At 55.4% G+C, this 23,399-nt stretch carries 21 protein-coding genes; 6 read left to right on the plus strand and 15 right to left on the minus strand.

Annotation, left to right across the window (positions count from 1 at the left end; genetic code table 11):
* Positions 1–6 precede the first annotated feature (6 nt).
* From ACFY68_RS19810 to ACFY68_RS19845, 8 genes are all read right to left on the minus strand, one after another.
* A complete protein-coding gene (locus ACFY68_RS19810; protein ID WP_387530699.1) occupies positions 7–1,137 on the minus strand; it encodes an efflux RND transporter periplasmic adaptor subunit in 1,131 nt (376 codons plus the stop codon).
* A gap of 497 nt (positions 1,138–1,634) precedes the next feature.
* Entirely contained in the window at positions 1,635–2,363 is a 729-nt protein-coding gene (locus ACFY68_RS19815; protein WP_387530702.1) for a hypothetical protein, read from the minus strand.
* On the minus strand, positions 2,353–3,426 hold the full coding sequence (locus ACFY68_RS19820; RefSeq protein ID WP_387530705.1) for an MsnO8 family LLM class oxidoreductase: 1,074 nt from the start codon (positions 3,424–3,426) through the stop codon (positions 2,353–2,355). The genes ACFY68_RS19815 and ACFY68_RS19820 overlap by 11 nt, the downstream gene beginning before the upstream one ends.
* Before the next feature lie 2 nt (positions 3,427–3,428).
* Positions 3,429–3,905: a nuclear transport factor 2 family protein gene (locus ACFY68_RS19825; RefSeq protein WP_387530708.1), complete on the minus strand. Its 477-nt coding sequence runs from the start codon at positions 3,903–3,905 to the stop codon at positions 3,429–3,431.
* A gap of 391 nt (positions 3,906–4,296) precedes the next feature.
* Positions 4,297–6,681: a membrane-bound PQQ-dependent dehydrogenase, glucose/quinate/shikimate family gene (locus tag ACFY68_RS19830; protein WP_387530711.1), complete on the minus strand. Its 2,385-nt coding sequence runs from the start codon at positions 6,679–6,681 to the stop codon at positions 4,297–4,299.
* 135 nt (positions 6,682–6,816) lie between these two features.
* Positions 6,817–8,331: an aldehyde dehydrogenase family protein gene (locus tag ACFY68_RS19835; protein WP_387530713.1), complete on the minus strand. Its 1,515-nt coding sequence runs from the start codon at positions 8,329–8,331 to the stop codon at positions 6,817–6,819.
* A 247-nt stretch (positions 8,332–8,578) separates the two neighbouring features.
* Positions 8,579–9,676 (minus strand): alkene reductase, encoded by a 1,098-nt coding sequence (locus ACFY68_RS19840; protein ID WP_387530716.1) that lies wholly within the window; start codon positions 9,674–9,676, stop codon positions 8,579–8,581.
* Between the two features lie 38 nt (positions 9,677–9,714).
* A complete protein-coding gene (locus tag ACFY68_RS19845; RefSeq protein WP_387530719.1) occupies positions 9,715–10,221 on the minus strand; it encodes a nuclear transport factor 2 family protein in 507 nt (168 codons plus the stop codon).
* A gap of 189 nt (positions 10,222–10,410) precedes the next feature.
* Here ACFY68_RS19845 and ACFY68_RS19850 point away from each other — a divergent pair, with 189 nt between their 5' ends.
* A complete protein-coding gene (locus ACFY68_RS19850) occupies positions 10,411–11,373 on the plus strand; it encodes a LysR family transcriptional regulator (protein WP_387530722.1) in 963 nt (320 codons plus the stop codon).
* Positions 11,374–11,443: 70 nt separating this feature from the next.
* Here ACFY68_RS19850 and ACFY68_RS19855 read toward each other — a convergent pair whose 3' ends face one another.
* The 4 genes from ACFY68_RS19855 to ACFY68_RS19870 all read right to left on the minus strand — a co-directional run bounded on the left by ACFY68_RS19855 (position 11,444) and on the right by ACFY68_RS19870 (position 16,193).
* Positions 11,444–12,793, minus strand: coding sequence for a carbohydrate porin (locus ACFY68_RS19855; RefSeq protein WP_387530724.1), 1,350 nt, complete (start codon positions 12,791–12,793; stop codon positions 11,444–11,446).
* A 114-nt stretch (positions 12,794–12,907) separates the two neighbouring features.
* Complete coding sequence (locus ACFY68_RS19860; RefSeq protein WP_387530727.1) at positions 12,908–13,762, minus strand: acyl-CoA thioesterase; 855 nt, start codon at positions 13,760–13,762, stop codon at positions 12,908–12,910.
* 125 nt (positions 13,763–13,887) lie between these two features.
* Entirely contained in the window at positions 13,888–14,664 is a 777-nt protein-coding gene (locus ACFY68_RS19865; RefSeq protein WP_387530730.1) for an enoyl-CoA hydratase/isomerase family protein, read from the minus strand.
* Between the two features lie 8 nt (positions 14,665–14,672).
* A complete protein-coding gene (locus tag ACFY68_RS19870; protein ID WP_387530733.1) occupies positions 14,673–16,193 on the minus strand; it encodes a class I adenylate-forming enzyme family protein in 1,521 nt (506 codons plus the stop codon).
* A gap of 265 nt (positions 16,194–16,458) precedes the next feature.
* Here ACFY68_RS19870 and ACFY68_RS19875 point away from each other — a divergent pair, with 265 nt between their 5' ends.
* A complete protein-coding gene (locus ACFY68_RS19875; RefSeq protein WP_387530736.1) occupies positions 16,459–17,226 on the plus strand; it encodes an SDR family NAD(P)-dependent oxidoreductase in 768 nt (255 codons plus the stop codon).
* A gap of 34 nt (positions 17,227–17,260) precedes the next feature.
* Complete coding sequence (locus tag ACFY68_RS19880; protein ID WP_008089187.1) at positions 17,261–17,857, plus strand: TetR/AcrR family transcriptional regulator; 597 nt, start codon at positions 17,261–17,263, stop codon at positions 17,855–17,857.
* Between the two features lie 47 nt (positions 17,858–17,904).
* Here the strand turns inward: ACFY68_RS19880 and ACFY68_RS19885 are convergent, their stop codons facing one another.
* From ACFY68_RS19885 to ACFY68_RS19895, 3 genes are read right to left on the minus strand one after another with little or no spacing between them, the layout of a single operon-like run.
* Positions 17,905–18,852, minus strand: a complete 948-nt coding sequence (locus ACFY68_RS19885; protein WP_387530739.1) for a hydroxymethylglutaryl-CoA lyase — start codon at positions 18,850–18,852, stop codon at positions 17,905–17,907.
* A gap of 4 nt (positions 18,853–18,856) precedes the next feature.
* Positions 18,857–19,258 carry a cupin domain-containing protein gene (locus ACFY68_RS19890; protein ID WP_387530742.1) on the minus strand — a complete coding sequence of 134 codons (402 nt, stop codon included), beginning with the start codon at positions 19,256–19,258 and terminating at the stop codon, positions 18,857–18,859.
* 9 nt (positions 19,259–19,267) lie between these two features.
* A complete protein-coding gene (locus ACFY68_RS19895; RefSeq protein ID WP_387530745.1) occupies positions 19,268–20,659 on the minus strand; it encodes an acetyl/propionyl/methylcrotonyl-CoA carboxylase subunit alpha in 1,392 nt (463 codons plus the stop codon).
* 185 nt (positions 20,660–20,844) lie between these two features.
* On the opposite strand from ACFY68_RS19895, the gene ACFY68_RS19900 reads away from it, so the two are divergent.
* From ACFY68_RS19900 to ACFY68_RS19910, 3 genes are read left to right on the plus strand one after another with little or no spacing between them, the layout of a single operon-like run.
* Entirely contained in the window at positions 20,845–21,621 is a 777-nt protein-coding gene (locus ACFY68_RS19900) for an enoyl-CoA hydratase/isomerase family protein (RefSeq protein WP_387530747.1), read from the plus strand.
* A complete protein-coding gene (locus ACFY68_RS19905) occupies positions 21,618–23,150 on the plus strand; it encodes an acyl-CoA carboxylase subunit beta (RefSeq protein WP_387530750.1) in 1,533 nt (510 codons plus the stop codon). Before ACFY68_RS19900 ends, ACFY68_RS19905 begins: the two co-directional genes overlap by 4 nt.
* Positions 23,151–23,178: 28 nt before the next feature.
* Positions 23,179–23,391 (plus strand): acetyl-CoA carboxylase biotin carboxyl carrier protein subunit, encoded by a 213-nt coding sequence (locus ACFY68_RS19910; protein ID WP_387530753.1) that lies wholly within the window; start codon positions 23,179–23,181, stop codon positions 23,389–23,391.
* Positions 23,392–23,399: the final 8 nt, after the last annotated feature.

Consider the following 23,399-nt stretch of genomic DNA (forward strand, 5'->3'; position numbering starts at 1 on the left):
GACCTCTTAGTTCGCCGTCAAAGCGGTGTTCACGTGGACGTTAGATGCAGGCTGCCCTTGGACGACCGAGTCCGCTTGAACGAACTGCAGCCCCTCGGTAATAACCCGCTCACCTGCCCTTACACCACTGTCTACCAGCCAGGCGTTCCCTACCGTTCGCACGGTCTCGAGGTCGCGCTGTTCTACACGATTGTCAGCAGTGATCACCCATGCAGTCGCGACACCCCGACTGTCCCTGACGATGGCTTGTTGAGGAACCAGAATGGCGTTTTCGCGCACTCCCTCCTTCACTTGGGCATGCACAAACATTCCTGGCAACAGAGCACGTTCAGGGTTGGGGAAAACAGCGCGCAATGTCACCGAGCCGGTGCCTTGGTCAACGCTCACTTCGGAGAATTTCAAGGTGCCGGAAAGCGGGTAGGCACTGCCGTCATCCAAGGTCAGGCTAACTTCAGCCTGGTCAGTGCCGGAGGCTTTCAAATCACCCGACTTCAGTGCACGCTTGAGCGCAAGGATGCGGGTGATGGGTTGCGTGACATCGACATAGATCGGATCGAGCTGGTTCACCGTTGCCATGGCGTTGTTTTGACCATCGGTCACAAGCGCACCTTCGGTAACAGCCGAACGACCTATACGGCCTGTGATAGGCGAGAGCACCTTGGTGTATTGGACATTGATATCGGCCACGCGCTTATCCGCTTCAGCCTGCTGCCACGCTGCAACGGCATCATCATGTTGCTGTTGGCTCACAGCACGGGCTTTGAGTAGCCGCTCGTAACGCTCGGCAAGGTTGCGGGCACTGCGAAGATTGGCCTCAGCCCGAGCTTGTTGGGCTACGTATGTGCGCGGGTCGATTTGGTAAAGCTGTTGGCCCTGCTTGACCTCGCTGCCTTCCGTAAACAACCGGCGCTCAAGGATGCCCGCAACTTGCGGACGGACTTCAGCGACGCGAAACGCCGATGTGCGCCCAGGGAGATCAGTACTCAAAGTCAGCGGAGCTTCCCGGATTTCGTAGTAACCAACTTTTAATGCTGTCGGATTCGCGTCTTGATCCTCCGCGTAATTGCAGCCCGCCAGCAGTAATGCTGCAGAAAGGGGCAAGATCCCTAACGCGGCCCTAGAAAATGTTTTGTTCATAGAAACTCCGCTACGTAACCGCTTGCACACACGCGTGCAAGCACAAGCCTTGAAGCCCAAGCTCGCCTAGACGGTCATGTAGAAATTTGGTGCGAATGATGATGTCGACAGGACTGAATCCAGGCGCCATCGCTTGGAGGGGATTCTAAGCCTCGTCCTGATTTTGATTAATCAGATAAAATTCCAGTCATTTCATCCCTGGATTCCAATATAAAAATCGGGCATGACTCCGTGTGCGTGGAGACGCTTGAGCATAATGAGAGGCAGGGTGCGCAGAGACGCGGGGTTATAGGCGCTTGCCCTGTTCCGAATTGGTTGAAGAAATCGGGATGTGTGCGGGGTGTGAAGGGAGTATTAGGATCGAAGCTCTGGACAGCGTGGTGCATGACCGCTACCGATGAGTCGTTAAGACTCAAATGTGGCTGCTGTCCACTCAGATCGTATCGCGACGCAAACCTCTCCTAACCCGCGGCTGAGCCAAAGAGGCTGGATTGTTTTCAGATAGGCAGTTCACCATTTTCGATGACCTCAACGGCCTCAATCGACGGCATCGACTGCGCGACATCGTCAATAAGACGAAGCTTTAGCACGCGGATTAATGCTGGGTCACCAATGATGGCGCTCACAACCGCATCGTATGCAGAACTTCCTTCCGATGCGGCGACCCGGGCAGAGAGTTGATGCACCTCATTTCCAAAAGCACGCCGGACTGAATCGCTTGCTCCTGTGAGTCCTCCAAGTTCTGCATGAACGCGCGCAAGGACACGATTGGTCGACCATGAGGTTTCGTAGCTTGACCTTCTGTTCGAGAGAATCGGCGTTTTGTCTAGAGCGATAAAGCACGGCACACTCGGCGAGAAATCAATTCGCGTTTCATAGCTGATGATCGAGCCTTGCATTCCCGATGGCCCTGGAGCTTGGTAAGCGACAACCATATTCAGCAAGCCATCGCCATTTTCTGCAGTCGAGTAATTTGAGTGGATGATGTGATGGGAGCTAATTACATCCGGTATCGATGCGAACCAGGCCGCAAGCGACTGATGATCATGGGCGAAAATATGCTTCATCCGGTGACCGGATAGAAGAATGTTCGGATGGAAGATTTTCAGGTGGTCATGGACGTCACCTCCGGGCGCTTCCAGGAAGGCGAACCAACGATGGGCCAAATGCAACGCTATGTGATTTGATCGGGAGATGGCTTCAGTCGAGTGGATTTCAGGCGTCATGCGCTTTCTCCTCGGGTTCAACTACCTGAGCGAGCGTTGCACTCACACCCTCACTTTTTTTCAACGAATGGGTGATGCTGGTCAAAGCGTTCAGCCTGGATGTCTCACCTGGCATCATGAGGTTGATCATGACCTCACCAGTACCATAGGCACCCGCCAGCTCACGTAGCTGAGCTACGACATGATCAGCTGTCCCATAGATGAGCCGCCCTTTGTTGCGCTCTCGGATCGCTAGCTCATCCGAAGACCAGCGATGTGCCCGCGTAGTCTCGATCGATGGCACCCGATCGAAAGGGCTCGCGCTTTCCGCATAGGTAAGCCAGAGGTGGAAGGCAGCAGCATAATCCTTCGCCTCTTCTGGCGTTTCTCCGACAGCCACAAAGACCGCTACGACCACTGAAGGTGAATTTGAAAAGTCAGTCGGCTTAAAGGCCTGGCGATACGCACTTGCTGCATGCGGCCCATCGCCTCGAGGATTGATGAAATGGGCGAAGGTGAACCCCAAGCCGGCTTGCGCAGCGACTTCCGCTGTTGCGCCCGAAGCGCCTAAAACATAGGGCTGAGGCCTGTCGCGGGTTTCTGGCTGAGCGCGCATGCCCTCATAACGCGAGTTGGGCGTGTGGTTACCGGTCACGAACCCGAGCAAATCGGCAACTTTGCGGCCATATGGGATCGACTCGCTTTTTTCATCATTGAGCGCCCTGCTCGTACGTCTGTCAGCCCCAGGGGCACGACCGAAACCAAGGTCGATACGGCCAGGGAACAACGCTTCAAGCAACTGGTAATTCTCTGCGATCTTCAAACTGCTGTAGTTGGGTAGCAGTACCCCACCAGAACCGACCCTGATCCTCTTGGTTGCCGATGCGACACGCGACATGAGGATTTCAGGGGAATTACTGGCCGTCGCTGGAGCACCATGGTGCTCCGAGACCCAGAACCTTTTGAATCCGCTTTCCTCCGCGCACTGAGCCAGGCGCACGCTAGCCGCCAGCGCATCGACAGGGAGGAGCCCCTCATCAACTGGGGAATAGTCAAGAATGCTCAGCTTCAATGGCGTGTTCATATTCACGCTCCTTCCATTTGGCCGGACACTTGCTCAGCGTTGCTGCGATCAGGCCATACGACTTCTAATCGAGTACGCGTAATGCGCCACTCGCCATTGATTCGCTTGTACTCATCGGCGTAAAGCCCCAGAAGCAGTAACGGGTTTGGATCAGGCTTCGAAGCCGTCTCGAAGTCGATGAGATAGCAACGCCCCTCAGCAGTATCAGGCCCGGTCAACTTGATCCAGTGGTTAGTGATCGCGTGCATGAAGGGGTAGCTACCCTGCAGATCACGATCGTAAAGCTTGAACGCGTCGTTCAGCCCGGCGCGAATCGCATCAATCCCATCCATCTTTCCGACAGTGACCTCTACCACTGCATCAGCCGAAAAAACCTGGTCAAGTGCCTGGATATTGTTGCTGTCCAGGTGATGGGCATAAAGGATTCTGAGGTCGCGGATTTCTTCACGATCAAGGAGACGTTGGGTAGCACTGTCCATGGTTAATTCCTCGGAAATTAGAACTGACAAAATAACGCGAGATTTCGATCCAAATGCATGATGAACCTCGTCGGCTCAGGGTGCCGGAGATGGCGGTACTTATAGGTACCTAGCCTTCTGCAGACCCGCTCGAATCTGTAGTGCCCCTACTTTAATTAGCAAAAGGCAAAAGATAATCAGGCTTTTATTCCAGGCATTTGAGAATCACAGGATCGAATCGCCTGCTGAGGCTCACAGACTGGGCGCCTGGGTTTTCATGATGAAGTGGAGGACGACGCAAGGTCGTCTGCATGACGAGGGGTGGCTAGTCCTGGCTTCCCAGGCGCGCGCAAACTGAGGGGGATTGCAGCGGAAAGTCCACCCCTGAAAAGGAGTGGACTGTCATCTATCTCTACTTCCTAGGAAGCGCGTAGGCAATCAGCATATCGCTTCGATCCATGGAGCTCCGTGCCCCTCCAGCACTGATCACAACGAACTGCCGGTTGCTCGACGGAGAAACGAATGTCATCGGAGTAGCCTGTGAGCCCACGGGCATGCGTGCTTTCCAGAGCTCCTCACCCGTCGACTGGTCGTATGCACGCAGGAAATAGTCCTGAGTACCTGCGAAGAAGACCAGACCAGACCTGGTGGAAACGGTACCTCCGATAGTCGGCATACCGATCGGAAAAGGTGCTCGGACTTTCACTCCAGCGATTGCCGTGTCTTGAACAGTGCCAGCAGGCCGCTGCCAGATGATCTGGCGAGTATTCAAATCAATACCAGTGACGGTGCCGTAAGGTGGAGCTTGGCATGGCACATCGATGGGAGAGACAAACGACGAGTTGGTCAGCACAAAAGGCGTCCCGCGCATGGGAGCAAACTCGGAATGCGGTTTGCCATTGCCGGCAATTTCGTGATGCTCGCTAGGTACAAGCTGCACTCGAAGCGGGATGCGAATGTCATTGACGACCATTGTCCCGGTATCTTCATTGATCGACACACTCCCCCAGTTCATCCCTCCAAAGTTGCCGGGATGCTGCAAGCTTGCAGTGGTACCTGGAGGCGTGAACGCACCATCGTAGCGCAAGGATTTGAATTGGATTCGGCACAGGAGCTGATCGTAAATGGTCGCTCCCCACATGTCGGACTCACTAAGCTTCTCCTGACCGATGTAGGGCATACCCACTGAATAGGGTTGGGTAGGAGCGGTCTTATCTCCGGCCAATTCCTGCTGAGGAACCCCGCGCTCGACGACATCGGCAATCGGCTTCCCCGTCTCCCGGTTCAGCATGAAAATGTTGCCAGTCTTGGTTGTCTGGATCAGCGCAGGGACGCTTGCGCCCTTACCGTCCGGAACGTCATACAGGGCAGGTTGTGCAGGGATGTCGTAGTCCCAGATGTCATGGTGCACGGTCTGGTAAGCCCAGCGCTCACGCCCAGTCTTGTAGTCGAGAGCCACAACCGACGAAGCGTAGCGATTCGCAGCATCCGTACGATGGCCACCCCAGAAATCGGGTGTTGAGTTCCCCAGCGGAATGAAGAGCAGGCCACGCTTTGAATCGTAGGCGGCCGTAGACCACATGTTGGGTGTACCGCGGGTGTAGGTCTGCCCCTCCGGCGGATACTTCGTGATAGATGGGTTGCCGAGATCCCACGCCCACTCCAATGCCCCGGTGGCCGCATTGAAGGCCCTGATAACCCCCGAGGGCTCATTAGTTTCCAGGTTGTCATACACCCAGCCACCAACCACCAGCAGATTGCCTGCAACCGTTACTGGAGAGGTGCCCATGTAATACGTAGGCTTGACCTCCCCCATACCTACTTGCAGATTGACTTGACCGTTGCTGCCGAAGCTCTGGCACAACTGACCGGTTTTGGCATCCAGGGCGATCAATCGTGAGTCCAGCGTCGAGAGGATCACACGCTGGGGACAATCCTGCACAGCAGCCGAAGCGTTCCGCACAGAGTCCGAGACTTCAGTCGCATCGTAATAACTGACGCCACGGCAACGGTTCCAGACCTTGAGGTTTTCCACCTTCGCATCGTATCGCCAGATTTCCTTACCGGTATTGGCGTCGACTGCAAACACTTTGTTCAGCGGTGTGCAGATAAAGAGCGTGTCACCGACCTGTACGGGCGTGTTCTGGTTCTCAGAACCGACGTCTGCAATCTCACCCGTACGGAACGTCCATGCGACTTCCAGGCTGGACACGTTCTCAGGCGTAATTTGCTCAAGCGGTGCGAAACGCGTCCCTGTCGGGGTGCGCCCGTAATGCTGCCAGTTACCATTCACTGCCGAGTCTGGAGCCCCGCCAACCAATGGTGGACGCGCCGCCCCCTTGATCACGCCGTGAGGGAAGAACATAGCAACGAAGCCGGCAACCAACACAACGGCTGTCAGGCCTGCTGCCCCTCCCCAGGCCGCCTTTTTGCGTTCAAAGCCTACCTTGGAAGCCAACAGGCAGACAGGAACCAGTACAAGCAGAATGCCCGCCAGCCTTGGCACCAAAGGCCAAAATTGAAAGCCTACTTCATAAATTGACCACAGAATCGTTGCGGTAGTCAGTAGCAGATAAGCCCAGACGCCTAGCTTCCTTCTTTTGAAGAAACCATACGAGGAGACCGTAAGGATCACGCCGGTGAGTAGGTAAAAGAATGAACCGCCCAGCCAGGCGAGATACAGGCCGCCAGCCAAAAGAGGCAGTGCGAGCAGCAGGAGTACCCCTCCTAACCAGAGCGGTAATTGAGACAGGTTTCGGGAATTCACTTCATCAGTGACATCTTTCTGAAATTGCATTTTTGCGCACCTATTATTTTTTTCGCGCTGACAAGCGTACGCAGCTATGGCTCCAGTACTCGCCGCCGAAGCGATGAGGCCTGGAGCAGGTCGCCGTCTAGTCGTTATTCTCTTTCTCGAATACCGCCAGCTGCATCAGCTCTTGAGCAGAACTGCTACCGACTTGGTTTCGGTGTAGTGTTCAAGCCCACTGAGCCCCATTTCTCGGCCGATACCGGACTCTTTAAAACCACCGAAAGGCAGCGAAGGATCAATCTGGTTGTGACTGTTCACCCAGATAATCCCCGCACGGATACGCGCTGCGAGCGCATGCGCCTGGCTGACATTTTGAGTCCAGATGCTGGCAGCTAGCCCGTACTCTGTGTTGTTGGCTTCGCGGGCAAGGTCGTCCAGGCTCTGGTTCGAAATCTTCATCGCAGAAATTACTGGGCCGAAAATCTCTTCGCGGTAAACCGTCATGCCTGGCTTGACATCGGCCAATAGCGTTGGCTTGTAGAAGTAGCCGTCCCCGCCAATTTCACTCGCCCCGCAGACGACTCTCGCCCCTTCACTAACTCCCGCGCGAACGAGCTCGCTTACCCGTCCAAGCTGGCGCTGGGAAATCAGTGGGCCCAGCTGAGTGGCGCGATTCAGTCCATGACCTAGCTTCATCTGGGAAACGAACTCTGCAACTCCATTGATTACGTCGTCGTAAACATCTTCATGGATATAGAGCCGCGAACCCGCTGTGCATGCCTGGCCGCTGTTCAGCATGACGGCCTGAGCAACACCCGGTATCGCGGTAGACAAATCCGCATCAGGGAACACGATCACAGGGCTCTTACCACCGAGCTCCAGCGTCACGCGTTTGAGAGTCTTAGCTGCCGCGGCTGCGATAGCTTTACCAGTGGCAGTACTACCTGTGAACGCAATTTTATCCACCAGTGGACTGTTAACCAGTGCAGCTCCACAACGGCCATCGCCCGTGACGACGTTCAACGTTCCCGCGGGCAAGCCGGCCTCCTCGCAGATAGCCGCCAGGCGCAGAGCAGTCAACGGCGTGTCCTCAGCAGGCTTGAGCACGATCGAACAACCGGCAGCCAACGCAGGCGCCAGCTTCCATGCGGCCATCAGCAGAGGGACGTTCCAAGGAATAATCTGGCCGACAACCCCCACAGGCTCATGGGTTGTGTACGCATGCCACTCGCCGGTCAGCCCCACCGGCACCGACAAGCCATTGAGCTTGGTGCACCATCCCGAGTAGTAGCGGAAATGCTCCGCGGAATTGCGAACGTAAGCGTCCTTGACGATTCCGTAGGGGGAGCCTTCATCAAGTACCTCGAGCTCCGCAAGCTCCTGCGAATATTTGTCGATCAGTTCTCCAATTCGCCAAAGCACCTTGCTTTTCTCCGACCCAGAAAGCTTGCGCCAAGCTCCAGTATCGAAAGATTTGCGAGCGGCGAGAACCGCCTTCTCCACGTCCGCCTGATCACCATCAGCCACTTCGGCGATGATCATTCCAGTGGCGGGGTCGAACACCTTTCTTCTCTCACCGCTCAGGGCGTCACTCCATTGCCCACCAATGAAGAGTCGATGGGCTTTTCCCAAAAAGCTTGTGGTCTCAGCCGTAATGTCTGGACGTGAAAGGTCGATCAAGTTCTGCGCAGGCATAGCGTCTTGCTCCGGCTCTAGAGGATTCAAGGAAACCTCATGTTGTAATGTGGGTGCCGCTACCGAACCTAAACAATCTTGCGATGCTTGACCAATGGAAAAAGTGCCAAGTTCGATACACAAAACGAATCGCTGGAGTTACCCCACGATGCTAAGAATGGGAGCCCTCGAAAATAAAAAAAGGCAGTGGGCCATAAGGCACCACCACCTTTTTTCTTAGGCCTACGCAGCCTGAGACATTCGCTCGTCAGTCGTGCCCACCGTAAGGCGGATAGTCGATGTACCCTTCATCTCCTCCCCCGTAGAAAGTGGCCCGATCAAAGGGAGTGAGCGGTAGCCCCCGCCTGAATCGATCAACCAAATCAGGGTTAGAAATGAACGGACGTCCAAAAGCAGCGAGATCTATAAGCCCTTCCTCAAGCATAGTTTGCGCGGTTTCCTGGGTGAGCGAGCCGGCAAATATCAATGTACCCTCGTAGGCGTTTCGGAACTCTCGTAGAAAGTCACGATTCATCAGGTTTCCACAAAGGGAGTCTTGGTCGCTAAGGTGGAGGTACGCAAGTTTTCGCGAGCTCAGCGCGGCAGCAGCGGCCAACCACGTTTCGCGCTCATCGGAAAATGCTGGCATAGCAGACAAGCGACCAAACGGGGCCACCCGTAGCCCAACGCGGTGGCTGCCGATCGCGGCGGAGATCAGATCGACTGTCTCAAGCAGGAATCGCAACCTGTTCCCAATGCTACCGCCATACTGGTCAGTGCGAGTATTCAATCCCCCATTGATGAACTGCTCAAAGATGTAGCCATTAGCACCATGGATCTCGACTCCATCGAAACCTGCGAGGATCGCATTTTCAGCTGCCTCGACGAAATCTTGCGACACCCGAGCAACCTCTGCCGTTGGCAGAGCTCGTGGCCTTGTGACTTGAACCTGACCCGGTTCTCCATCGGCGTTGTAACCGTAGCATGTGGTGTTCTCTGCCAAGGTATCAACCGAAGAAACCGGATTGTCCCCGTTAGGCTGTAGGGAGGTATGAGAGATCCGACCGACATGCCAGAGCTGGATGAAAATCTTACCGCCCCGTTCGTGAACTGCGTCGGTGACCTTCTTCCAGCCCGCCACTTGCTGCGGGGAGAAGATACCGGGGGTAAATAGGTACCCCTGGCCCTCTTGAGAAATCTGAGCCCCCTCAGTGATGAGTAATCCTGCACCAGCGCGCTGACGGTAGTACTCAGCGGTACTGGCATTCGGCACCGTGTCCTTGGCCCTTGATCTGGTCATTGGCGCCATGACGACACGGGAGGTCAACGGGGTGCCAGCGAGATCATATGGAGTTAACAGCGTCATCTTATACCTCAGCGAATTCATCCAAGGGTAAGCGAGGCTTACCAAGACTCTTTTTTGAAAGGCGCTTCAACCCAGCCCTTCGTCCAGGGTGACGACTGCTCGATAGTCCCCGTCATGGACTGGAAGAGCCATTCACCGTTCACTTTAACCAGATGATCCGTGTAGTTGCCGGCGAGCAAGAACGCCTCGGCCTCACAAGCGACCTTTTCGTTTCGCATGGTCAGCAAACAGACAAGGTTGAAGTGAGCGACAGCTCGATCACCTTCGGCGCTGAGTTCAATACGCGGTGCGAATATGTCGTGTTGACTCCACGAAATACCACGACTCAGATTCTTGCAGTGTTCTTTGATTGCACCCTGGCCGCGAACATCACCACCCACACCTTTGATAATCCACTCCCCGTCCTCGGCAAAGAGCCCGGCGATCTTTTCAGGGTCGTAACCATTATCTAAATGGTGGGCATATAGAAATTTCAGTGCTTTGATTTTCTCGCGGTCTTCGAGCCGTTCAAGACGCTGCTCGAGACTAAAGTGTTTTGGCGACATAGGTGGCGTTTCCTTGTTGTTATTGGCAATCCAACAATGTGCATCCTTGATCAACGCGTTTGGCCCACGGCTTGACGGAGCAGACCGGAAGCGCCTAGCAACCCTAGCCACCCCTGCGATGTTTGACTAATAGAGTTTTTTGCTTTATTGATACGTAAAACGAATCACAAATACAAATATCAGAATGCCATGAATCTTTCAGCTGCTAGCCCGAACCCAAAAACCTACAGCCTCTTCAAGCGGTTAAAGTATCGACATCTGCACATGCTGGTGACCCTTGGCAACTGCCAGAACCTGCATAGAGCAGCCGAGACCCTCAATATGTCTCAACCCACCCTCACCCGCATGCTGCAAGAAGTGGAAGATGCATTTGGCTGCGCGCTGTTTGAGCGGCAACCCCGAGGCGTTGTGACCACTCCCGTTGGCGAAGAGCTTTTGAAATTTGCCCACTCAGCGCTCAATAGCCTTGATCGTTGTGTAGAAGATCTGACGGCCAGGGCCGAGGGAGGGTACGGTCATCTAGCTGTTGGGGTTGTGATGGGAAGCGCGCTAGACCGAGTCGTATCAACCATCGCCACCATGAAGAGTGCCTCGCCTCACCTGGGTATCAGGATGATGAGCGACACCAGCGATCTTTTAATCGAAATGCTTGAGCAGGAGCGCTTGGATGTCGCTATTGCGCGCCTTGGCACTCCGAGCGACCGCTCCAGGTTTGAATTTGAACCGCTTGGTAATGATCGTCTGGTTATGGCAGTTCGAAGTGGGCACCCCCTTGCAACCCACTCACCTGCGAAGATGGAGGAGCTCATTCAGAAATGGACGTGGCTGTTGCAGCCCGCGGCAAGCCCAGGTCGCAAAGCCGTGGAACGCTGGTGGGCTGATCAAGATCTCTTGCCTCCGTCAAAGACGATCGAGTGCTCCTCGATCTGGGCGATGCTCCAGCTTGTCCAGCTTACAGATGCGGTCATGGTGCTCAGCGAAGCCGTGATTCATGACCACGTTCGAACAGGTCTCGTCACCGTACTGAAGGGCCATGTCATTGAAGGATTACCGCCCTATGGCATCATCCTGCGCAAGGGAATGGGCAGGAGCCGTGAACTTCAGAGCTTCTTGAGTCACTTGCACCAAGCCGCTCACACCGGGGCTAATTGATACTGGAGACAGGGCAACCTGGCGCGAACCGCGCTCAGCTACCCTGACTCACCTCTGCTCAAGCGCAACGTTAGAAACTCGCTCTGACCATCAGGCCAAGCAAAAAGGCATTGTCTACCTTCTCCACTGCCCCTGGATGGACGATGTATTGCAGGTTGGGACGCACCGTTAGCCAGCTTGTCACTTTTACGCCGTAATAGATCTCACTGCTGTACTCATCCGTTTGTATTGGCGTGTAGCGCGGATCATCGTAATCCGTGAGGTGGTTGTACATGTTCATGTGACGTTGATGCTCTGTGACATTCGAGGCGACACTTAAGCCACCAACCGCCAGCCCCACGGCGTCATTAGGCCGGGCAGAGAATGGGCCATTGATGATGAGTCCGATGTTGTAATGCCTGGCGACGAAGCCGGTTTCGCGATCGTTCCAGAACCCTTCTGAGAACACCTCGATCTGGCGAAGTGGGTCATCAGCGACGTACCCTACCGTTTGCCTTGCAACATACCACCAGCCTTTGCGGCCACGGTGCGAGCGATAGCGGGCATCGGGCTCAAGCGCATGTTCTTGGCCATCATCGTTGTAGCGGAGGTCGTCTGCATCAGTGGTGTTATAGAAAGCGCCTACCCTCAGTTCGGCTGGAAGACCAAACAGCGCGCTTTTCGGTGTCCAGATAGCCTCGACTGGGATGAGAGCCCCGTCCGCTCCGCTCATACTCATTTTGAAGGCGTTATCATTCTCTAAAAGAGTCGGATTCTGTTCGAATAAACCCGCTTGAAAAGCTAACTCGTCGAGCAATTGATACTTGACGGCGGCAGCCCACTGGCCGATAGGAAAATTGTACCAATCATCACCGTGCCAATTGCCGCCCGAGTTCCCACAGAAAATCAGGTTCTGAAAATCACAGTCAAACTGACCAAACGCTTCAGGGCCGAAGCGGCCCATTCGGAAAAACGAGTTAGGCTTACTCAGGCTCTTTTCAAGATAAAGCTGAGACAACCGAGTAACGCTACCCCGCCCATATACGTTTTGTGTCTGGGTCAAAGAGCCTGATCGTGGATCGGTCAATCGCTCTTTAGCTAACTCCTCACCATTACGATCGATAAGGGTCACGACAAACTTAAATGACGGCAGAGCAAACAGCTTGTCGAGATCCGCGCTAACTGAAACCATGTATTGATCAGCGTACGCAAGCTTTTTATCCTTATTAAAACCCCCACGGGCATTAAATGAGCTATCACTCCGATAATTCACATCAACGTCCAAGCCACGCTCATGTAAGCCGCTCTTGACTCCATTCCAATCCCCACCCATCCAGGGTGAGGCATTCGAATCGGCAGCACAGCCAATGCTCGGATGAGAAAAAAGCAACACGCAGGCAGCACTTGCGCACACACTGTGAGGCGCAGAAGTAAACTTCATTTTATTTCCCTTCTTTAATGACATCCCGCAGATGCCAATTATTATTTTTGAAGTCAGAAGAGCATATTGTAATGAAAACAGCGCCCCAAATTGCCTGGCCGCTGTTAGAGCAATCTAGAGTTTGCGAATAAGCCCCTCTTGCGCCACTGACGCGACCAAGCGCCCCTGACGATCAAATATCGACCCGCGTGCAAGGCCCCTTCCGGCACCACTCCACGGACTGTCTGTGACATACAGGAGCCAGTCGTCCACAATGCAATCCCCATGGAACCAGATGGCGTGATCAAGGCTCGCCACCCGCATGTCCCGTTGCATGTCCGATACACCATGGGGCAGCAGCGACGTGATCAGTAATGCAGTATCACTGGCGTAACCCAAGAGGCTGCGATGCACGTCCGCATCTTGAGTACCGATTTCACCGATTCGGAACCAGAAGCTCTTATTCGGCGCATGCCTAGTCGGGCTGCTGGGATCAATTGGCTCAACCGGGCGAATTTCAATGGCATCTGCCACCTCGTAACGAGATCGGATTTCAGCCATCAGATCGGTGTCGCCCGCTAGCAGCTCAAGCTCGGTCGGTAATGTTTCCGGGGGCGGAACCACAGGGACATCACGCTGGTGATGCATCCCGTCCTCTACGACATGAAACGAGCCATCCCCCACGAAAATAACCTTGCTGTCTTGCCAGGCTGTCAGACGCCTTCGGCAGAAGCTTCGACCATCCTGGACAGTTTCAACTTCGTACATCACAGGCGCATTGGCGCGCCCGGGGCGAACAAAATAGCCGTGGAGAGAATGCAGCCGTTTGTCCGCCAGGACGGTTCGCGTCATAGCCATTGAAGCCTGACCCAAGACCTGCCCCCCAAAAAGCTGAGGTAACCGCAGGTCTTGACTCTCGCCTCTAAAAACATTGGCCTCCACCTCCGTCAACGCGAAAATGGCGGCTAATTTCTGTGCCGGTGTGCTCATCTACACTCGCCTCGCAAAGCGTGTGCATGAACAGCTTCGGTGGTTGGTTATCCGCGAGACGACTGCCTCGCGAAAGCCCCCATCCGCCTATCCGCCGTCCATGCAACACAGCTTACAATCCGAACTCATTGCGCCTTGTAAACGGGCTCGCGCTTTTCTGTGAAAGCAGCAATGCCTTCCTTGAAATCTTCACTCAGAAGAATTCGGCGGAACGCTGTACGCTCCAATTCCAGCGCAGCATCCAACCCGCAGTCAGCGCCGCGGCGGATCACCTGCAGAGACGCGCGAACAGCCAAGGGGCCATTTCTGGTAATGCTGTGAGCAATTTCCAAGGCCCGAGCCAAGAGATTCGACGAACTCGTGAGCTCGCTGACCAGGCCTTCTGCCAGTGCTCGCTCAGCCGAAATGGGCTCGCCAGTCAGCACCATGTGAGTCGCCAATGCGTTGGGAATGACCCTCGACAAGCGAGTAACGCCGCCAGCACCAGCAATCACGCCCCAGCGAGGCTCAGGGAGTGCAAACTTCGCATAGTCCACGCTAATGCGCAGGTCACAGGCCAGGGCAAGTTCAAGCCCACCCGCATAAGCCAGACCGTTGATGGCAGCGATAATCGGCTTGGTCGTCGGCGAGCCTCGGTTGATACCGCAGAAATCGCCGTCATCGATTTCTTTCACTGCTCGCTCGCGCAGGTATGGCAGGAACGTTCCAATGTCTGCACCTGAGCAGAATGCCTTGGTGCCGGCGCCGGTGAGCACGACCACATGAATGTCGTCATCCTGGTTGATCCTTGCCCAGATCTCCCGGAAGGCTAAATGCGTGTTCAGATCAATGGCGTTCATCGCTTGGGGACGATTGATGGTCACCAATGCCACACGACCTTGCTTTTCGAATTCGATTGCCATGGTAACCCTCAGCCCTGGGGCTCAAAACGTTGACGGAGTTCGCGCTTCAGAATTTTTCCGTTGTGATTGAACGGCATTTCCTCATAAGCGATGAATTCGACGCGCTTAGGTAGTTGATAACTGGCAAGGTACTCACGGGCGTGAGCGACAAGGTGCTCAGCATTGCCGGCAACCCCTTCATGCAGGACGATGATCGCGGTGACCTCCTCTCCCCAGCGCTCATTGTTCAAGCCGATCACTGCAACCTCGCGCACGTGCTCATGCTTGGCGAGTACCGCCTCCACCTCTTGCGAATAGACGTTCAGCCCGCCGGTCTTGATCATGTCTTTCAAGCGGTCGTAGAAGTACACGAAGCCGTTCGCATCCATATGGGCAAGGTCACCCGTATGCAGCCAGCCATCTTGATCAATGGCATCAGCGGTCGCGTCCGGGCGATTGTGATAGCCAAGCATGATCGTCGGCCCACGCAGTACGATCTCGCCGATCTCACCCGGCGGTGCGACGTTACCCTGATCATCGAAAATGGCCACTTCCACATTCTGGAATGCTCGGCCGATGGAACCGCGGGCGCGGTCGTAGTCTTCCTCTTTCAACACGGTGGCAATCGGGCCAGCCTCAGTAAGACCGTATTGATAGAAGATCTTCACGCCGGGAATGCACGCCTTCATTGCGCTTCTGTCGTTCGCGGTCAGAATGCCGCTGCCGACATACCACCGAGACATCGAGCTTATATCCAACTCTTTCGCCAATGGGTGAAGCACGAACTCGCGCGCGAGGGAGGGGGGCATGAATGTGTTGGTGACACGCTCCCTATCAATAACACGCAAGACCTCCTCAGTTGCGTACTTCTCCAACAACGTGGCGGTAGCACCGAGATAGAGGTGCGGTAGCAGCCAGCAATTGAGGGCTGCGGAATGATGCAAAGGGGTGGCGATCAGCGTGTTGTCGCCCTCCTCCATATTGGTGTCGATGATCTCGTTGAGGGAGTTCCAGAAAAGATTGGAGTGACTCAGCAATACCCCTTTGGAACGACCGGTCGTTCCCCCTGTGTAGAGAATCACGGCGGGGTCATGTTCACTGAGGGCATCGGCGGTGTGCGGCAAGTTACTGCTGGGGCCCTTGAAGGCATCCAAGGACTCGAGCTTCAACACGGGCAGGGCAAGAGATTCAAGCAGCGAGCCAAAGGGTTCGACGTGCTGGTCGGAAACGAACAAGACCTTCGAGCCACTGTCCTCGAGCATCATCAAAATCTGTTCAGGCGTCTCTCGGTAATTCAAAGGAACCGCAACGGCGCCGATCTTGACGACACCGTAGAACGCTTCCACCCACTCACGGCTGGAGCTGGCAAGAAACGCTACCTTGTCGCCATGGCCTACCCCCTTGGCCAGAAGTGCGTGGCCAACCTGATTTGAACCGACTTCAAACTCGGCGTAGGTAGTGCGCCCCCCCTTGTCAATGAGGGCGACCTTGTCGGGGAAGCGCTTGGCGTTATGGGTGATGTGACCACCCAGCAGCATACGGCTAGACATGAAAATTCCTCTTGTAATTGTTTTGAAGCCCCTGGCACGCGGAGACCCACGTCGCATCCGAGCTGTCTGGACGCTCAGAATAACTAACCTGCGTTAGTTTGCAAGAGGGGAGAACGAGGCTTTTCAGAACAAAATTGCCTGCAAATGCGCTGAGGGCAGGGTGAAAAACCAGGCTGAATAAGGCTGTAGCCCTTGTATTTCAAGCAAAAGGCGCTAAAAATAACGTTCGTTAGTTTCCTATTCCAAAAACAAGAGAGGATTCATCATGTTCGACCTGTCACTGCGCCTTGACGATGCAATCGTGTTGATCACAGGAGGTGGGCGAGGAAATGGCGCCACTCTAGCCCATGGCTTTGCAGCTGCGGGTGCTACCGTGATCGTAACCGATATTGATCTGCACACTGCGTCAGCGACCGCCAAAACCATATCCGACAATGGTGGTAAAGCCCACGCATTCCCCTTGGACATATGCGACGAGGCAGGCTGCCGCGCTCTGGCTGACCATGTTAAGCGCGAGGTCGGCAATATCACGGTGCTCATCAACAATGCAGGGCTACTGTTCCGCGCACCATTTGCCAGCGACAAGAGCCCCGAGCAGTGGCGTCGAACCCTTGCTGTAAACGTTACGGGCATGTTCAACACGACTCACGCATTTCTGCCCCATTTGAAAGCAACGAAAGGCTCCATTCTCAACATTGGCTCCATTCACAGCTTCACTTCCGGCCTGGCTTCCCTGTCGAGTTACGTGACGTCCAAGGGCGCGGTCTTGCAATTCACCAAAGCATTGGCATCCGAGCTCGCCGCAGACGGCATCCGCGTGAATGGGCTTGCACCAGGCTCTTTCCCGACAGCGATGTCAGAAGAGACCCGTCAAGACAACAGCAAGCTGCAAGCTTTCCTCAGCCATGTCCCGATGGCACGCACTGGCGAACCACACGAACTGGTTGGGCCGGCAGTGTTCTTGACCTCGCACCTGGCAAGTTATATTACTGGCGCGATGGTTCCTGTGGATGGTGGTTATCTGACCCGCTGAGCCGCCCTCCCTCCCTGATAGAGACATTTACCTGATGCGACCCGTAGGCGCGAAACGAGAAGTCACCGAATTAGCCATTCACACTGCCGGCGTGGACTTGATTGCCACCTATGGCTACGAGGCGATGACGCTTAGGGCACTTGCAGAGCAGGTGGGTATCAAAGCTGCCTCGCTCTACAACTACTTCAGCAACAAGCAAGAGTTCCTGGCCACGGTCCTCAAGGCCGTGATGCGCGACCTGCTGATGGAGTTCACCGAAAAGGTGGATCTTCAGCCCACTACCTATCAGCGTTTTGAGGCAATGGTCGGTGTGCATCTGCATTTTCATACCGCCCGCCGCAAAGAGGTTTTCATCGGTAACATGGAGCTTCGCAGCCTCGATGAGGACAATTACCGGATGGTGACCCGCCTTCGCTCCGAGTACGAGCGACGGGTACGGCAGATCATCGAGGATGGGGTGCAAGAGGGTATTTTCAATGTATCGGACTGCAACCTGACGACCAAAGCACTGATTTCCATGCTGACCGGTATTTGTACCTGGTATCAGCCTGGTGGAAAGCTCGGGCTTGAAGAGCTCGCGCGACAACACATCGAGTTGTCGCTAAGGATGGTCGGATTCAAGTCCACCTAAAGTAAAAAAACCCACCTGCGATGGTGGGTTTTCTGTACCTGGAAGGTTTAAGTCTTCTTGTACCGATTCAGGCTACCGCCGTGCATTACCTTACCCGGCAGCTGTCGACCGAAAATGTCTTCGGCCAGATGGGCAACTTTGATCAGGGCGTCTAGATCAACACCGGTCTCTATCCCCATCTCTTCACACATGAACACCAAGTCTTCAGTGCAGATATTTCCGGCGGCGCCGCGGTGTCCCGCGAATGGGCAGCCGCCCAACCCCGCGCAAGAGCTATCGAACTTCGCCACGCCTAATTTGAGCGCAGCATAGACGTTGGCAAGCCCGGTACCACGGGTATCGTGGAGGTGGAGGGCCAACGGAAGATCAGGCCATTTCTCTCGCACCGCGCCGATGGTTTTTTCCATCATCAGCGGATTAGCCCAACCCACGGTATCAGCTAAGTAGACGCCATTTAGCTGCACATCGGCTTCATCAGCAAGATCCAGCACCTCGCCAACCATCCGCACGACTTGCGGAATCGGCATATACCCCTCGTAGTTACACCCGAACGCTGTCATGACGTAGCCCCACTCGACCGGGACGTCATGCTCGGCATACGACTTCAACCAAGCGCGCTGCTCATCCAGCGTTTGCTGAATGTTCTTGTTGGTGTTGTTGACAGAGAAACTCTCCGACGCCGTAACCCGAATTGCACCAATGATATCGAGCTGAGAATTATAAGCGCGCTCCAGCCCTTGTTGGTTCAACCATAGACCGGTATAGCGCACCCCCGGCTTCTTGCGGATGGCGGCAGCCAACTCATCGGCATCCGCCATCCCGGGAACACGTTTGGGGTTCACGAACGAAACGCAATCGATCTGCTTCAACCCGGTTTCCGCGAGCGCTTCGATCAGCTCAGCCTTGCGCTTGAGCGCAATGGGATTCGCCTCGATCTGGAAGCCTTCACGAGGCCCTTCTTCATTGATCCAAATTTTCTTGGGGAGGTCACTCATTTCATTACTCCAGATTCTGGCCTGCGTGTTCGCCTTCCAGGAACTTGTTCGGGCGAAGGAAGAAGGAAAGCACCAGCGCGCCATTCGGCGAGCGGGCCAGGTGCTGATTGCCGCGCGGGCGCCAGACAAAGTCACCGGCAACTACCTCACCCTCGTCGTCGACGATGCTGCCCTCTAGCACGTAGGTCTGTTCAACCTCGACGTGCTCATGCAGCGGCAGGCGCGTACCAGGCGCCCAGCGGAAAAGCGCCGTGAGCAGGCCGCTCTCTTTGTCCTGCAGGAGGATTTTCATGTCGATCCCGGGCGTTGGGGTGGGTTTCCAAGGGAGCGACTCAACATTGATGTACCGCGAGGCGAGCTCCGACAGACCTTCGATTCCTGGCACGTTTGGGGTGGTAACAGCCATGGCTATCTCCTATTGAACTGTCTGTTCAGCGGCAACTGCGAAGAGACTATCGCTGTGCTCATCGATGAAACGGGTGTGGACTTTCGCCTCCAGGTACGCTGGCTCAGCCAGTACGCGAAGCAAGAAGTGGCGATTCGTCTTGAGACCGGCAATTTTGAGTTCGGTCAGCGCTTTTTCCAGACGCCTAATCGCCTGCGCACGATCCTTGCCGTGAGCAATGATCTTCATGATCATCGGGTCGTAGAACGGAGTGATTCGATCACCCGCAACGAAACCACCATCGATCCGTACGCCCTCGACCTGAGGCACCTCCAGCTCTTCGATGAGGCCAGGCGCAGGCATGAATTTCTTCTCCGGCGACTCAGCGTACAACCGTGCCTCGATGGCGTGTCCATTGCGCTGAATCGACTGCTGCGTCAGCTCGCAGGCAACATCTTCGCCCAGCGCGTGACGAATCTGCGCTTCAACCAAGTCGACGCCGGTCACCGCTTCGGTGACCGGATGCTCAACCTGAATTCGCGTATTCATCTCCAGGAAGAAATAGGATTTCGATTTCTCGTCATACAGGAATTCGACTGTGCCGGCGCCATCGTAGCGGCACAGCTTAGCCAGATTCACCGCTGCATCAGCCATGTGCGCCAGAACCTCGGCTGGCACATTCGGCGCAGGGGACTCCTCCAACACTTTCTGATAGCGGCGCTGGATCGAGCAATCGCGCTCGTAAAGGTGTACCGCCTCACCATTGCCGAACCCGAATATCTGCACCTCGATGTGCCGCGCACTCTCAATCAGCTTTTCCAGGAACACAGTGCCGTCACCGAATGCACGCTCTGCCATCCGCTGAGTAGCAGCCACAGCATCCACGAGGTCGGCTGGCGAGTGCACAGGCTTCAAGCCAATCCCCCCTCCCCCGGCGGACGCTTTCACCAACAGCGGATATCCCACAACCCGCGCGGCATTCACCAATGCTTCGGGATCGTCTGCAGTCACGTTTTCAGCAGCCGGCTGAACTGGGACACCCGCCTTGATCGCCAAGTGGCGAGAGCGCTGCTTATCGCCCATCGCCTTAATGACTTCGGCGGTTGGGCCAATGAAGGTAATGCCGGCGGCGGCGCAAGCGTCGGAAAAGTCGGTGTTCTCGGAGAGGAAGCCGTACCCGGGGTGAACCAGCGTCACCCCGTTTTCTTTAGCTACACGCAGTACCTTCTCCGCATCTAGATAGCTTTCCGCCGCTTTGGACGGGCCAATCAGAAAAGCCTCATCAGCAGCCTTCACATGCTGAGAATCAGCATCTGCCTCGGAGTACACCGCAACGGTAGGAATTCCGAGAGCCTTGGCGGAGCGAATCACACGGCAGGCAATCTCGCCGCGATTCGCGATCAGTAGTTTTTGTTCTGTCACGATCATCTCCTAAAACTAACAGTTGTAAGTCACCCGCCGCACTACACCCATTCCGCCTACAAGCCCTATGTACGGGCCAATTTGGTAGATATCGGAAAAAATGCAGCCAGGCTTGTGCTGGAAACAAAGCCTAGCTATATTCTCGAAAACTAACAACGGTTAGTAAAACAAAAAAGGAGAATCCCTTGAGCACAACGCAGCTTCTGGTCGAGCGCCAAGGCCCCCGGGCTACCATCATCTTGAGCAACCCTACCAAGCGAAATGCGATCGCCACCGCCACTGCCAGCGCGCTGGTCGACACCTTGCTGAAGCTGGATGGTGAACAGGACATTCGAGTCATTGTGATCACAGGTGAAGGCGACTGCTTTTCCTCCGGCGGTGACCTCGACGAGTTCCTTTCGACTGTCGACGCGGGTGGTACTCAACTTTGGGAAACAGGCGAGCCATGGCAACGTCTGTTTAGTGTGATTCCAACCCTTAGCAAGCCAGTAATCGCTCGCGTGGTTGGCCCGGCAATGGCCGGGGCGTGCGGCCTGGTAGCCGCGTGCGACTTCGCTTATTGCACCGAAGGCGCCAAGTTCGGCTCGCCTGAAGTGAAGATCGGTCTCTTCCCTCTATTCATCCTTCCGGCGCTTCTGAGCCGTTTGGGAGATCGTCATGCGCTGGATCTGGCGCTGACCGGCCGCACCATCGATGCGCAAGAGGCCTACCGCATGGGCCTGGTAAACCAAGTCGCTTCGGCTGATGGGATTGACGCCCTGGTAGACCAACAGGTGAAAAGTTTCACGCACCTGGAGCCGGCCACTGTCCGCCGCGGCAAGCACGCATTTAACAAAATCTCATCCGTTGGCCTTATCGAAGGCTTGGAGCTGGCCCGCGGCCTGCGCCCTGCCTTCATGTGCTCCGAAGAGCTGCGACGTGGTATCGAGAAATTTTTTGCCAAAAAAGAGGTGAAGGCATGAGCGGTTACGAGAATGTGAAAGAACTGCAACGTCGCGTCGAAATCGCGCGCGCTGGTGGTTCCGACAAAGCCAAAGAAAAACATCAAGCCCAGGGCAAGATCCTGGTTCGCGATCGCCTCAACATGCTCTTCGACAATGGCGAATACCTTGAGGACGGGCTGCTGGTTGGCGCCTCCCGCGGCATGCCAGGTGATGCTGTGGTCACCGCGATCGGCAAGATCAATGGCCAGGAAGTCGCGGTCATTGCCAATGACATGACTGTCAAAGCCGGTACCTGGGGTTATCACACCTTCCGCAAAATCGTGCGCATGCAAGAAATTGCCGTCGACGCCAAAATGCCCATCATCTACCTGGTGGACAGCGCCGGCGCACGCATCGATAGCCAGTTCGACTGCTACCTGGGCCGTATCGCCTGGGGCAATATTTTCTACACCCAAGTGCAGATTTCGGGCGTGGTACCACAAGTCTGTGTGATGTTTGGCCCCTCTCCTGCCGGCTCCGCATATGTGCCGGCGCTGTGCGACCTGGTCATCATGGTCGACAAGCAAGCTACCGCTTACCTTGGCTCGCCACGCTTGGCTGAAGCGGCCATCGGTGAAAAAGTAACCGAGGAGCAGATGGGCGGCGCACGCATGCACTGTGCCATGAGTGGCCTGGGTGACTACCTCGCGCAGAACGAAGAAGAAGCGCTCAAAGCCGCCGCGGATTACCTGCGTTTCTTCCCGAGCCATAACAGTCAGCTGCCGCCGCTGCGGGAACCAAAATTGCCCGGTTCGAAGCGCTCGATCACCGAAATTGTTCCACCCGACCAAAACCGTCCGTTTGACGTGAAGGAACTGGTGGAATCACTCGTGGACGAAGGCTCGATCTTCGAAGTGAAAGCCCTGTTTGCCAAAGAGATCTACACCGCCTTTGCTTACCTGGGCGGCCGACCAGTAGGGATCATCGCGAACAACTCGAAGAACAAAGGCGGTGTGTTGTTCAACGACAGCGCCGACAAAGCAACCCGCTTTATCTGGGCTTGCAACGCATTCAACGTTCCGCTCCTTTTCCTGCAGGACATCAGCGGCTACATGATCGGCAGCGCTGTAGAAAAGGCCGGCATCATCCGCCATGGCGCCAAACTGCTGCATGCAGTCTGCGAGGCAAAAGTCCCACGCATTTCCGTCATGGTTCGGAAGGGTTATGGCGGCGGTTACCTGGGTATGTCCGGCGGGCCAACCATGCCGGATGCTCAGTTGGCACTGCCAGGCGCCATGCCGGCCCTGATGGGCCCAGAGGCTGCAATCAACGCTATTCACTACAACGAGATCCAAGCGATGGAGGGCGAGGCGCGCGCGGCATTCATCGATGAGAAGCAGAAGGCGTACGCAAAGGACATCAACGCCTTTGATCCCGCTGACCAATTCTCCTTCGAGGCAGTCATCGATCCCGATGACCTGCGTGATGAACTGATCCAGCGCTTCGCCCTGTACAGCCGCCGTGAGATTCCACGGATCGATCGCCGCAACGGCATCTATCCGGTTTAACCCCAGACAATTAGAAAGGATTTAGCTGATGAGCGAAATCAAAGCTCCGATGGCCGGCAACATCTGGAAGATCAACGTCCAGGTCGGTCAAGAGGTCAACTTCGGCGACGAGGTCATCATCATGGAGTCCATGAAGATGGAGATTCCTGTTGAGGCCGATGACTCCGGCATCGTTAAAGAAATCAAGGTCGCCGAGAACGATACCGTCGATGACGGGAACGTCCTCATCATCCTTGGATAATCCTGAGA

Source organism: Pseudomonas sp. NPDC012596, from assembly GCF_042902325.1.
Classification (GTDB): Bacteria; Pseudomonadota; Gammaproteobacteria; order Pseudomonadales; family Pseudomonadaceae; genus Aquipseudomonas.